Origin of the sequence: Paenibacillus sp. 2TAB26 (genome assembly GCF_052115145.1) — a bacterium.
GTDB lineage: Bacteria > Bacillota > Bacilli > Paenibacillales > Paenibacillaceae > Pristimantibacillus.
The window spans coordinates 121863-136258 of the sequence record NZ_JBFRGC010000021.1 but is presented as its reverse complement, the minus strand read 5'-3'; the positions used below and the strand labels follow the sequence as shown (position 1 = coordinate 136258).

Genomic DNA, 14396 nt, shown 5'->3' with positions numbered 1-14396 from the left:
ACGAGCAGTGACTGAATTCTAACGAACCTACATGCTGCTATTTGCAATAATCAGGTCCAAAATAAATTCTAACGAACTCAGATAACGTTATATGTGTAAAATAGAGCTCATTTACATCAATTGAGGTCTAATAAGGCTCCCTAGGTTCGTTAGAACTAAAAAGGTAGCATTTTAAAGCAAATAACGTGTCTGGTGTTCGTTATATTCCAGTTGCAGTGATCTATTGCTCATCCTTGCATTTCCCGCTTGTTTGATAAGTCCTGACTTTGCTTTTGAGTCCAATGAATATCGTATCTTTCGACATATTAATGGGAGTTTCGTAGAAAATTTAGAAGGTCAACACATCTCTAGGCACGATTATGGATTAGAAAATATTGTAACATTAAGCTTGAATATACGGAAAGAACCACTTTGGCATTTATTAAATAGACAAAACGACCCATTAAAGTTACATGTTAAGTTATGTATATGGTACTTCAAACACAATTTTAGTCTATTTAAAACAAATCCTTCTACCAATTGACAGGAAAAATGTTCCGTTGTATACTCTCCATAAAGTCTTGTGTTAGTTTACATCACATTTAAGAGTAGATGGTTCATAAACTTTGGGCCCGAAGTTAAATTCCCCTTCCTTCATCAATGCAAATAGTCTGTTCACGGATGTTATGCATGTTTTTGGAGTAAGGGGATTTTTTATTGCCATCTATGAACAAATGTGCATGTTTACGAGAACTTAATTTCATTTTGATGTTGTGATTACACTTTGTAGCTAATCTAATTGTTGGGTAAACTATTTTATTCATTACTGGTTGTGGAGAGGGGAAAATGTAGGATGCACAAATTGGTCATACGAATACAAAGAAAAGCTTGCATGCTGTTAGCGGCTCTTCTTTTGGTTGGAGGCACGCTCGGCAGCTTAGGTGCGCCGGTTCAGGCGTCGCCTGCAGGAGATAATATCGTTATTTCACAAGTGTATGGCGGTGGGGGAAACAGCGGAGCAACACTGAGAAATGATTTTATCGAATTGTATAATCCTACGAATAAAGACGTTGTTTTGACAGGTTGGAGCGTTCGATACGCAAGTAAAGAAGGTGCCTTCACAGTTGGAAATACAACAAATTTAACAGGGACTATTAAATCAAAAGGCTACTTTCTCATTCAACAAGCGAGTAACGCTGCCGTGGGAGCAAGCCTTCCAACACCTGATGTTGTAGGGACATTGGCAATGAGCGTCTCTGATGGGAAGGTAGAACTGTTAAACAAAACATCAGATAAGATTGACTTTATTGGTTACGGAGCAGCGAACGAATCTGAAAAGCAGCCAACAGCAGCTTTATCCAGCTCAAAAGCTGCCATTCGTAAAGCAGATACAGGAGCAGCAAGTGACAGCCGCGGGAAGGATACAGATAATAACTCCGCGGACTTTGACATTCTGACACCCGACCCGCGCAACTCCACGTACGGCGTTGTCGCTGTTGATGTTGAAGCAGTAACGCCAGACGTAAACGAAGGAGCTGTACTTCCGGGTACAATCATTAAGCTCTCGACGCCAACAGTTGGCGCTAGTGTTTACTATAGTGTATACGGTGCAGGAGAAACGCAAGTTGCTCCAGAGGACTTTACGTTGTATCAGCCGAATGTAACAGAAATCAAAATTAATGCGCCTACAACGGTTCATACTTATGCCAAAAAAGAAGGTTTTCCAAATAGTGCTTTGCGTGAATATTCTTATACGATTTCTACACTAGTGACTATCGCACAAGCACGTGCGGCTGCACTTGGTACAAGCGTAACGCTTAGTGGTGTTGTAACACACCGAGCGGATTCAGGCGCTTTTGTAAATCTTTTTGTACAGGATCAAAACGGAGGCATTATTGTTAGAGTTCCAAGCAGCGTCTCGGCACAGCCGGGGGACGTCATTGAGGCTTTCGGCAAGCTGACTGAATTTTCGGGGTTGCTTCAATTGGAGGCATCTGCTGAAAATGCAAAAGTAACGGGTTCTGCTCCTGTTCCAGATCAGATCGTTGTTGATTCTTCGAGCTTTGGCAAAACGACTGAAAATCGCAACAAATTCGAAGCACGTTTGGTTCAAGTCAAAAATATTAAAGTTGAAAGTGTTGCCAGCGGCGTTGTTACAGCTACGGATGCTGTGAATGGCGGCAAAGTTATTATTTATTCTTCCGATGCTTCGTTCGTGGCAGGTAAGACCTTCGAGCAGGTTACTGGCGTTATGACGTTCCATTCCAGTGTAGGATTGGAATTATTGCCGCGTAATACACTCGACATTGTTGAGAAACGGTTGGCTGTTCAAGCGAGCATTCTGTCAGGCGGCATTAACGCAGGAGGAGCTGTATCGCTAAGCTCACTAGTTCCGGGCGGTGTGATTCGTTACACGACAGACGGAACTGTTCCGACAGCTACTACAGGAACGCTTTATACGAAAGCTATTGTCGTAAATGCGGATATGGTCATTAAAGCGGTTGTGACAGCTGGTGGAGTGACAAGCGATGTATCGACATTTTCGTATAAAGTATTAGAAAATACCAATGGTATTGCCATTCATACAATTCAAGGTGAGACGCATAAATCGATCTATACCAATGTAAAGGTTTCGAATGTTACTGGTATTATTACTTCGGTCAGCGCGAATTCCTTCTACATGCAGGCACCTGATGAGGATCAGGATGAGAATCCGAATACGTCCGAGGCTATTCAGGTGTACAAGCCTGCACATGGTCTAGCTGTTAAGGATGAGGTATCAGTCACAGGTACTGTAGAGGAATTTGGAAACAGTCCATCTTTGACTGTAACGCAAATTAATGCAGCAACAATTACTAAAGTATCGAGCGATAACCAGCTTCCTAAAGCTACATTGGTAGGAACAGGCGGTCGAATCATTCCTAACCTGATCGATACCGACAGCTTTAGCAAGTTCAACCCAGAGAACGATGCAATTGATTTCTTCGAGAGTTTGGAGAGCATGCTCGTTGAAGTGAAAAATCCAACGATTACTGGACCTTACGCGAATGCGGTAACTCCAATTACGTTTGATAATGGTGCTAACAATCCAGTGAAAACCGCTGTAGGCGGAATTGTATTGCAAGGAAATGGTTTGTCTGCTATTGATAGCAGCTTGAACCCGCAGAAGCTGTATGTAGGCGGATCAAAGCCAGCTGGTGCAGAAATTAAAACTGGCGATGCTTTTAACGGCAATATCGTTGGCGTAATTCAATACGCTGGTGATCTGTATAAACTGTTGCCTACACAAGCTTTGCCAACTATCGTACGCAGTACAAACGTCCAGAAGGTAACGAGTATTGTACCGAACCCGGACAAGCTGACGATTGCTACATTTAATGTGGAAAACTTCAGCGCAGATCAAACAGCTAAAGCTGCAAAAATTGCTTCAATTATTGTAACGAATATGAAGCAGCCAGACATTATCGGTTTAATGGAAGTACAAGACAACGATGGCGAAAAGGATACGGAAAATACGGATGCTGCCCAAAGCTTCAAAACGCTGATTGATGCGATTAAAGCAAAAGGCGGACCTACGTATTCTTATACAGACATCGCTCCTGAGAGAAATAAAGATGGCGGCGCTCCTGGCGGTAATATCCGTGTAGGCTTCTTATATCAAGCCGACCGTGTAACACTTGCTCAAGGAACGAAAGGCGATTACAAATCAACAATTAAAGTAAACGGAATTGGCGGCTTAACGCAAAATCCTGGCCGTATTGGCTCTGATGACGCTTCAACATTTGCTTCATCTCGTAAACCGCTTGTAGCAGAATTTATGTTCCAAGGAAAACGAGTTGTTGCGATTGCGAACCATCTGAATTCAAAAGGTGGAGACGGCAAGCCTTGGGGTGATGTTCAGCCGGTTGTTCGCAGCAGCGAAGTGCAGCGCGCGAAGCAAGCGGAAGCTGTTAACAGCTTCGTGAAGGATTTGACAACGAAAGACCCTGAAGCAAGTGTAGTCGTGCTAGGCGACTTTAACGATTTCCAATTCTCTGGCACATTGAACAAAATTAAAGGCAATGAATTGACAAACCTTGTAGATACGCTGCCGGTTTCAGAACGTTACTCGTATATCTATGACGGTAACTCTCAAACGCTTGATCACATTCTCGTTGATAAAGCAAATGGGACAAAAGCAGAAATCGACGTAGTACATGTCAATGCTGATTTCTCTACAGAACAGGGCAGAGTGAGCGATCATGATCCGCTTCTTGCGCAGCTGGATCTGTCAGCAAAAAAAGCTGCTGAGTTTACCATGACGGTTATGCATACGAATGATACACATGCGAATTTAGAGAATGTTGCTAAGAGAGTTACTGCAGTCCAGCAGGTTCGTAATGAGACAGTTAATTCAATTCTTCTTGATGCAGGCGATGTATTTTCAGGCACTTTGTATTTCAATAAATACTTAGGCCAGGCAGATTTAGCATTTATGAATTTGATGAAATACAATGCGATGGTTTTCGGTAATCATGAGTTTGACAAAGAATTATCAGTGCTGGCTGATTTTGTTGAAAAAGCAAAATTCCCATTCGTTAGCTCCAACATTGATTTCAGTAAGGAGCCTGCGCTTAACGGATTATTATCCGAGCAAGCGGCTGGTGAAGCGGCTCAGGATGGAAAGATTTATAATTCACTTATTCTTGAAGTAGGCAAAGATAAGGCGAAAGTCGGTGTAATTGGCTTAACAACCGAGGATACGAAATTTCTTTCATCTCCAGGACCAAACATCATATTTAATGATTATATCGCTAAAGCCAAGGCGACTGTTAAAATGCTGCAAGATCAAGGCATTAACAAAATCATTGCTTTGACTCATCTTGGTCATGCATTTGATCTCCAGTTGGCAGAGCAAGTAGCAGGCATTGATGTCATTGTAGGTGGACACAGCCATACGAAGGTGGAAGCTCCGAAGGTATTCAATGCGAACGGTGAACCAACGCTGGTTGTACAGGCAGAGGAGTATAACAAATATTTAGGTCGATTGGATCTCAAATTTAATCAAGCAGGTGTACTGACGAAATGGAATGGAAAGCTGCTCGATATTACAACATTTGCAGCAGACCCGGCAGCGACTTTATTGCTTGATCCATACACACAAGGTATTGAAGCTATTAAAAAACAGGTTATTGGTAAAACAAATGTATTTTTAGATGGTGGAAATCCTTCTGGTCGTATTGCAGAGGTCAATCTTGGAAATCTAATGACCGATGGAATGGTTTCTAAAGTGAAGAGTTTTGTTGACAGCAATCCTGATTTAAAGAAATTGGATGTAAAAGGATTTGTGGGGATTCAAAATGGTGGCGGTATTCGGAAACCTATTCCGCTAAAGGCTGAAGGCAAAGTAGATGGTGACATTACTCTAGGAGAACTTTTGCAAGTTATGCCATTCGGCAATAACCTTACATCTCTTCGAATGACGGGCAAGGAAATTGTGGATGCACTAGAGAACGGTGTAAGCGGGATTGAAACAGTTCAGGGCCGGTTCCCACAAGTGTCTGGTATGCGCTACTATTATGATTCTAAGAAGCAACCAGAAGTACTGGATGCGAATGGACAGCTTGTAACTGCGGGTAAGCGTATAGCAAAGGTAGAAATTAAGAATGCTGACGGCAGCTACAGTGCAATTGATTTGAATGCTTATTATTTTGTAGCAACAAATTCCTTTATGGCTAATGGTGGTGACTTCTACCGCTCCATGAAACAAGCGAAGGATGATGGTCGTCAGTACGAGATGAACATTGTTGATTATGAGGTGTTTATCGAATATCTAACGAAAATTGGCACTATTAATATGGGATTGGAAGGCCGTATTACAGATCTAAAAGGCGAACCGCTTCCAGGTGAGAACGATCCATTCAAGCTAACGATTATGCATGTTAACGACACGCATGCTCACCTTGATTCGATTGCAAAACGATTTACAGCGATTAAAGAAATTCGTGCAGAAGTAAAAGATTCTATCTTACTAGATGCAGGGGATGTGTTCTCAGGAACGCTGTTCTTTAACAAATATCTTGGTCAAGCGGACTTGGAGTTTATGAATAAGATTGGTTATGACGCGATGGTATTCGGAAACCACGAATTCGATAAAGGTCCATCCGTACTTGCTGATTTTATCAAAAAAGCGGAGTTCCCGTTTGTAAGCTCGAATATTGACTTCAGCAAGGAACCTGCAATGAACGGACTTGTGTCTGAGCAGGCAATCGGTAAACCAGCTGCGAAAGGTAAAATTTATGACGCAATTATATTGGATGAAGGCGGGCAAAAGATCGGCGTATTCGGCTTAACAACGGAAGACACAAAATTCCTTGCTTCGCCAGGAGATAATATTGTGTTCGAGGATTATATCAAGAAAGCTGAAGAAACGGTTAAAATGCTCCAAAAAGAAGGCATCAACAAGATTGTGGCATTGACGCATCTAGGAAATGAATTTGATAAAGTATTGGCTGAGAAGGTTACGGGCATCGACGTAATCGTCGGTGGACATAGCCACACGAAGGTTGACGCACCGCTTGTATATCATGCTGCGGGAGAACCGACACTCGTTGTACAGGCAGAACAATATGGAAATTATTTGGGCCGCTTGGACCTCGAATTCAATAACAAAGGGATATTGACCGCATGGAATGGCAAGCTGCTTACAGTTAGCGGCTATGCAGCGGACCCGGAAGCTGTTGAAATGTTGAAGCCATACAGTGCGGGTGTTGCCGATATTCAGAAGCAAGTCATCGGCAAAACAAATGTGTTCCTAGATGGTGATCGTAATTCTGTAAGGTCAAAAGAAACCAACTTAGGAAACTTGATCACAGACGGTATGGTCTCCAAAGTAAAAAGCTTCGTAAACAGCAACGAGGCATTAAAGCAATTGGATGTAAAAGGTTATGTTGGCATTCAGAATGGCGGAGGTATTCGCGAATCAATTAAGAAAACCGCTGTAGGTAAAGTAGATGGAGACATCATGATGGGCGAATTGCTTACGGTGATGCCTTTCGGAAACAACCTTACGGCGCTTCGTATGACAGGCCAAGAAATTATTGCTGCGCTTGAGAACGGTGTAAGTGGAATCAAAACCGGAGAAGGCCGCTTCCCGCAAGTATCGGGCATGCGCTTCTACTACGATTCTAATAAGAACCCTGAAATATTGGATGCAGACGGAAAGCTTAAGCAGTCTGGCGAACGCATTACGAAGGTTGAAATCAAAAACGCAGACGGCAGCTACAGTGCAATTGATTTGAATGCTTATTATTTTGTAGCAACAAACTCATTTATGGCTAATGGCGGTGATTTCTATCGCTCGATGAAGCAAGCCAAAGATGCTGGACGTCAGCACGAAATGAACATTGTTGACTACGAGGTATTCTTGGAGTATATCAATCAATTAGGTACGATTAATGCAACGACAGAAGGACGAATTGTTGATGTGAATGTTGTAGTTCCAACACCTACTCCAACACCAACAACACCGCCGGTGACAACACCGACGCCGACACCAACGCCAACACCGACGACACCGCCGGTGACGACACCAACGCCAACACCATCCATCACATTTAGTGATGTACGCGGCCACTGGGCTGCAGATGCTATTGCGAAGGCAGTGGAAATTGGGTTTGTTAATGGGTATGGAGACGGCACGTTCCACCCTGGAGACACCGCAACAAGAGCACAATTTATTACAATGGTTGGCAGAGCGCTGAAGCTTGAATCGTCGACAAGCAAGCTGGACTTTGCAGATGCGGACCAAGTTCCTGCATGGGCACGCTCCTTCTTTGCACAGCTTATCGAGGATAAGGTCATTGCAGGCTACGAGGATAATACGCTTCGACCATCAAGTGAATTAACAAGAACGGAAATGACCGTAATTCTTGTTCGCGCACTAGGCATTAAAGTGGATCCGAAGGCGAAGCCGACGTTTGCTGATTTGAGTGACATTCCTGTATGGGCACGTCCTTATATCGCTGCGGCACAAGCCGAAGGACTAGTAGCAGGCATGGGCGGCAATAAATTTGCACCTAAGAAAAATGCAACAAGAGCAGATGTGGTTACACTGATTTTGTCCGCACTAGAGTATGAAGGAAGAAACGGAATTTAATTAAGCAAAAGCGTCCTATTCCACTTGATAAGAGTGGGGTGGGACGTTTTTTTTAGTAAGATTTGTTGTTTTCATACAAAGAAGGCGACACTTCATTTGAAACCTATGTTAAATTAGAGGGAGTAGATACCGTTTGCATTTCTAGACATAAATAGAAAGAGTGAAACTTGGATGGCTGATGATCGACTGGATGATAAGCTTAGCAAAATGATTGATGTAGCAAGGCTGTATTATGAACTGGATTATAATCAGGAAGAAATCGCTCAGAAGCTGGGGGTATCGCGCCCTACGATATCAAGATTTTTACAGCAGGCTAAGGATGAGGGGTACGTTCAAATAAAAATCGTACACCCGAACGAAAACAATTTTGTTCTGGCGAATCGTTTGGAAGCGAAGTTTGGGCTGAAAAAAGCGGTTATCGTTTCTGTGCCGCAGTATGAGGACAGCATCGTAAAAAGGTATATTGGCGAAGCGGCAGCGAACTATTTATACGATACGGTAAAAGATGGCGATATCATTGCGACAACGTGGGGAACGACGCTCTTTCAAATGGCTTCTCAGCTTAAGGATAAGCCGGTTCGCGACGTTAAGGTCGTGCAGCTCAACGGCGGGGTTAGCCATTCGGAAACCAATACATACGCTTATGAAATTGTTCATTTATTCGGCAAGGCTTTTCATACGATACCTTACTTTATTCCGCTGCCGGCGCTTGTTGACCATGAGGTTGTGAAGCGGACGATTGAATCGGATCGCCATATCCGCAATATTTTGGAGCTAGGGAAGCTTTCTAATATTGCCGTTGTAACCGTGGGAGCCCCTACGGATGATTCTGTATTAATTAGAGCCAATTATTTCACAGATTCCGATCTGGAAATTATTCGCGAGAAGGCAGCTGGCGATATATGCTCACGCTATATCGATATTACAGGAAATATTTGTTCAACACTCATGAACCAGCGCACGATTGGAATCAGTCTCGATGAACTGAAACGCAAGGACCAGTCGATACTTGTGGCAGGCGGAGCGAAGAAGGTAGATGGCATTTATGGCGCGCTGCGCGGCGGCTACACGAATGTACTCATTACCGATCAGTTTACAGCGAGGTATTTATTAGAACGGGATGTGTAGACATCCTATAGAACGAACGAGGGGATCTTAGCTGCAAAGCAGCAAATAAGATCCCCTCGTTTTTCTTCCTATATCTCTTAATGAAGTGCAAATCGCTCAGCGGAGTCAACCGTATGCTTCAGAAGCGTGGCGATCGTAACAGGACCTACGCCTGCTGGCACAGGGGTGATCGCACTTGCTTTTGCTAGACATGCCTCGTAGTCAACGTCCCCAATATTCCCTTTATTGTACCCTGCATCAAGCACTACAGCGCCATCGCGAATCCATTCCCCTTGAATAAAGCTTGGTTTGCCGACTGCAGCAACGACGATATCGGCAAGGCGCAATAGCTCCGCTAAATTTTCTGTTTTGGAATGACAGGTTGTTACGGTTGCATTGCGGTTCAGCAGCATCTGAGAAACGGGTTTGCCTAGAATCGGGCTTCGTCCAACGACGACGGCATGTTTGCCTTCAACCTTGATTTCATAGTAATCAAGAATAGCCATAATAGCAGCAGGGGTACATGACGGATACTGGGCATAACCAAATGCATTTTGAGCAAAACCTAACGCGGTTACACCATCAACATCCTTATGGATACTAATCGCTTCAAAGGCAGCACGCTCATCAATTTGATGCGGTACAGGGTGCTGCAAGAGGATGCCGTGAATAAGCGGGTCTGCATTAAGCTGCAAAATAACATCAATTAAATCATCTGTGGATATGTTTTTGTTCAAATGAATACGTTTGGAATCAATGCCAAGCCGCTTGCATGCATTTCCCTTCATTCGAACGTAGGTTTCAGAGGCAGGGTCATCGCCTACTAGTATTGTCGCTAAGCATGGAATGATTCCCCGCGTGCTAAGAGTCTCAACCCTTGCTTTCAGCTGCTCTTTAATAGCATCGGCCACAATGGCTCCATCCAAAATCAGTTTTTCCGTCATCTTCTACCTCAGCCCCTTATAAATAAATGTTAAAAAAACATAAAAAGGCAAGGGGTATGTCCCCTTACCTTTGCCCAGGCGTACGGCTAATGATCTGTGCGCTTCCTCATGGTTGCCCATGTTCCGCCAGTTACGCACAGCTTTTTATTGGTATTTTGATTTTAACAGGTGGAAAGTTCAAAAGCGAGTCATTAACGTAATTTTATGATTATTTAGGTGTAGAAACGAGAGGATGGATGCTATAATTACTTTACCAAGAGGGAGCGGGTCGCGCTGCCCTCTTTATTGCAGTTTGCGCAAAATGATGGGAGATAGAGGTGGTAAGTTGTTAAAGCTCACAAGATTTTTGAGGAAATATTGGCTGAGCGCTGTGCTGGCACCGTTGTTTATGCTGCTAGAGGTGTTCATGGATTTGCTGCAGCCGCGGTTCATGGTGAGCATTGTGAATGAGGGCGTTATAGCAGGTGATCTCACAGCAATCGCGAACACCGCGCCCAAAATGCTGATCGCCGCATTAATCGGACTAATAGCAGGTGTCGGCTGTACGGTGTTCTCGACGATAGCGTCGCAAAACTTTGGAGCTGATCTGAGGCAGGAGCTGTTTCAAAAAATCCAGTCGCTRTCGCTTCGATCGCTTGACCGTTTTGGTTCAGGCTCTATCGTGACGAGACTGACGGGCGATGTCACACAAATTCAGAACTTAGTATTGCTGCTGCTCCGCGTATTTGCACGAAATTCATTTATTATTATCGGCAGTCTGGTCATGGCTTTTGTAATAAGCCCGCGCCTGTCTATTATTTTGCTCGCAATGATACCCTTATTAGCTCTCTTCCTCATCATTACAACTCGGATTACCGTTCCTCTGTTTTCAATGATGCAGCACCGGCTTGATCAAGTGAATACCGTGATGCAAGAAAACTTGTCTGGTATCCGCGTTGTGAAAGCATTTGTAAGGTCCGATTACGAGGAAGAACGTTTTAATGAAACGAACTCAAATCTACTGCATGCCAGTCTAAAAGCAGCTAAGATCGTTGCGCTTAATACGCCGCTTGTGTCGATCATTCTTAATTTTAGTATTGTAGCTGCATTATGGTATGGCGGAATGCTCTCTGAGCACGGGGCGCTGTCGGTGGGCAGTCTCGCCGCCTTTTTAACTTATATTACACAGCTTCTCTTTTCTACTCTAGGACTTGGAAATCAATTGATTGCAATCTCTCGGGCCAAGGCTTCTGCTGACCGCATTAACGAGATATTGGAGGTTCCGGCAGATAAATGGACAGCTGAACGAAAAGCTAACGAGCAGTCCAAAAAAATTCAAGCTGGCAGAATAACTTTTGACCATGTGAGCTTCTGCTACGAAGGCTCGGAGAAAAACATACTTCACGACATAGATCTGGATATAGAGCCGGGCGAGACGATTGGGATCGTAGGGGTGAACGGCTCAGGAAAATCAACGCTGGTCAGCCTCATTCCAAGGTTTTATGAAGCGACAGAGGGAATGATCCGCATTGATTCCTATCCGATTAACGAGATCGCTTCTGCAGAGCTGCATGGCCAAATCGGAATGGTGCTCCAGCAGGCGCATCTGTTCAGTGGAACCATTCGTGACAATATCAGCTATGGCAAGCCGGATGCGAGTCAGGATGAAATAGAGGCAGCAGCCAAGGCAGCTGAGGCTCATGCATTCATTATGAAGCTGGAGAATGGCTATGATACGCTGCTTGGCCAGCGCGGGGTCAATCTGTCCGGCGGCCAAAAGCAGCGGTTGTCCATTGCTAGGACGTTGCTGCTGAAACCCAAAATTGTGATCCTTGATGATTGTACAAGCGCGGTTGATCTGAGAACGGATTTACTCATACGCAAATCGTTGCAAGAGATTATGAAGAGCAGCACTTGTCTTATCATTGGTCAGCGAATTGCATCCGTACAGCAGGCAAATCGGATTATCGTGCTTGAGAATGGTCGAATTACAGCCATTGGCACGCATCAGGAGCTTCTTGAACAAAGCAAGCTATACCAGAAAATGGCCTTTTCCCAGCAAGGAGCTTGATAGATGAATCATACGCTAACGACATTAAGAAGAATTGGAACTTATTTGCTTCATGGCCGCGCTAGACTGCTGGCGGTTATTGCACTAACGATAGTTGCCGCAGGACTTACGCTCGCTGGTCCTTATTTTTTGGGCAAAGCTTTGGATGATTATATTATTGCGAAGCGATACGATGGGCTGCTTTCTATTTGTTTGCTTATGTTTGGCATATACGCGGCTGGCAGCTTAGTCAGCTGGCTTCAAGCCCTATATTTAGCTGATGTGTCGCAGCGGACCGTATGGAGCCTTCGCAAGGAATTATTTAATCATTTGCAGAAGCTGCCTATTCCGTTTTTTGCAAGTAAAAATCACGGAGAGCTCATGAGCCGCACGACAAATGACATCGACAATGTTACGAATACGCTGAACCAAAGCTTAATTCAGATCATCTCAAGCGTCATCATGCTCATAGGTTCGTTCGCGATGATGCTTTTCTTAAATGTGTGGCTAACGCTTGTAGCACTCATTGTTATTCCGGTCATTGTTTTGGTAACGAAGCGAATTGCGAAGGTAACACAGCGTCAATTCAAAGGACAGCAGCAGGAGCTTGGCGGGCTTAACGGCTTTATCGAGGAGACGGTATCGGGACAGAAGGTCGTAGCCCTGTTTCATCAAGAGGAGCGAATGGCTGAGCAGTTCAGCGCCGCTAATGCGAAGCTGAAGAAAGTCGGAACCAAAGCCCAAATTTATTCGGGTACGATGGGCCCGTTCATGAACATGTTTGGTCATATCAGCTATTTGATCATTGCAGGTGTCGGCGGCTGGCTGGCGATTCACGGCCACGCATCAGTGGACGTCATCATAAGCTTTCTCGGTTATTCAAAGCAATTCTCCGGCCCTTTGAATGAGGTCGCCAATCAATACAATATGATTCAGTCGGGGGTAGCAGGCGCGGAGCGGGTGTTTGAGATGATGGATATTCCATCAGAATATGAAGAACCCAAGTCCGTGAGAGAGATGGAATCGATTGGCGGCAAGGTAGAGTTTCGCGATGTGCGGTTTGAATATAATGACGGAACCGCAGCGCTTAATAACATCTCCTTTATTGCGAAGCCGGGAGAGACCGTTGCGCTAGTGGGTCCAACTGGAGCCGGCAAGACTACAATCATTAATCTGATTGGGCGATTCTATGAGATCAAGGACGGTCAAATACTGATTGATGACGAAGACATTTGCACGATAGACAAAAACAGCTTGCGTAAACAGCTTGGAATCGTGCTGCAGGATGCCCATTTGTTCTCGGGTACCATTCGTGAGAATATCCGCTATGGCAAGCTGGATGCTACCGATGAAGAGGTGGAGGAGGCGGCTGTCCAAGCGAATGCGAATAGCTTCATCACGAAGCTTCCGCTAGGCTATGAGACCGAATTGACAGCGGAAGGCGGGAACATAAGCCACGGGCAGCGCCAGCTTATCACGATTGCTCGTGCCATTCTTGGAGACCCTGCGCTGCTTATACTCGATGAAGCTACGAGCAGTGTAGATACATTGGCTGAGCTCCAAATTCAAGAAGCGATGAAAAAGCTGCTTAGCGGCAGAACGAGCTTCGTTATTGCGCACCGACTCAGTACCATTCGAAATGCGGATACCATTCTATTTATTAAAGATGGTGAAATTGCAGAGCGGGGTACACATGATGAGCTGCTTGCGAAAAAAGGGTTGTATGATCAACTGCATGGCAGTCAATTTTTACAGCAAGTATAGACGTACGGTCTCATAAAGGTCATATGAATGTGGTACAATGAGACGAGCGATACAATTAGGAGATGACTAACGATGACAGAACAACTGAACGAGCAAGAACTTTTGCAGTATATAGCAAACGAAACAAACGCGGATGAGAAGCTGATTAAGCTTGTATTAAAGCATGAGCAAGCGTTCATCGGCAGCGCGAAGGAAGATGAAAATGGCGAGGTGGATATTGACGGCGACGAGCTCGTAGATTATGTACTGAGCCGTCCTGATGTAAAGTCAAATGAGCTGGTCGTGGAATCGATCTTGGACGCAGAGATGGATTATTTGATGGACAAAGGCCTTGCAGGTTACGTAGACTAATCTGTGAGCATAAAAAGGTAAGTCTATGAAGGACTGCTTCCAAGCGCATGTTGGCTGAGGCAGTTCTTCTTCTGTTGGAAAGTTT

The 14396-nt window shown here is 44.4% G+C and carries 6 protein-coding genes and 1 riboswitch; of the genes, 5 read left to right on the top strand and 1 reads right to left on the bottom strand.

The genetic code is table 11. The features are described 5' to 3' along the window. Positions 1-832 precede the first annotated feature (832 nt). Both AB4Z50_RS23365 and AB4Z50_RS23360 read left to right on the top strand, forming a co-directional pair. Positions 833-8116 (top strand): 5'-nucleotidase C-terminal domain-containing protein, encoded by a 7284-nt coding sequence (locus tag AB4Z50_RS23365; protein WP_441882702.1) that lies wholly within the window; start codon positions 833-835, stop codon positions 8114-8116. Positions 8117-8287: 171 nt separating this feature from the next. Continuing rightward, positions 8288-9244, top strand: coding sequence for a sugar-binding transcriptional regulator (locus AB4Z50_RS23360; RefSeq protein ID WP_076267183.1), 957 nt, complete (start codon positions 8288-8290; stop codon positions 9242-9244). Positions 9245-9321: 77 nt separating this feature from the next. Here AB4Z50_RS23360 and AB4Z50_RS23355 read toward each other — a convergent pair whose 3' ends face one another. Next, entirely contained in the window at positions 9322-10167 is an 846-nt protein-coding gene (locus AB4Z50_RS23355; RefSeq protein ID WP_441882699.1) for a bifunctional 5,10-methylenetetrahydrofolate dehydrogenase/5,10-methenyltetrahydrofolate cyclohydrolase, read from the bottom strand. A gap of 65 nt (positions 10168-10232) precedes the next feature. Next, positions 10233-10311, bottom strand: a riboswitch (ZMP/ZTP riboswitch). A 202-nt stretch (positions 10312-10513) separates the two neighbouring features. Between AB4Z50_RS23355 and AB4Z50_RS23350 the strand changes: the two genes are divergently transcribed. The 3 genes from AB4Z50_RS23350 (at position 10514) to AB4Z50_RS23340 (ending at position 14311) form a co-directional block, all read left to right on the top strand. After that, complete coding sequence (locus tag AB4Z50_RS23350) at positions 10514-12217, top strand: ABC transporter ATP-binding protein (protein WP_441882697.1); 1704 nt, start codon at positions 10514-10516, stop codon at positions 12215-12217. 3 nt (positions 12218-12220) lie between these two features. Next, positions 12221-13960, top strand: coding sequence for an ABC transporter ATP-binding protein (locus AB4Z50_RS23345; RefSeq protein WP_441882695.1), 1740 nt, complete (start codon positions 12221-12223; stop codon positions 13958-13960). Positions 13961-14032: 72 nt separating this feature from the next. Next, positions 14033-14311 carry a hypothetical protein gene (locus tag AB4Z50_RS23340; RefSeq protein WP_441882693.1) on the top strand — a complete coding sequence of 93 codons (279 nt, stop codon included), beginning with the start codon at positions 14033-14035 and terminating at the stop codon, positions 14309-14311. The last annotated feature ends 85 nt before the right edge of the window (positions 14312-14396 follow it).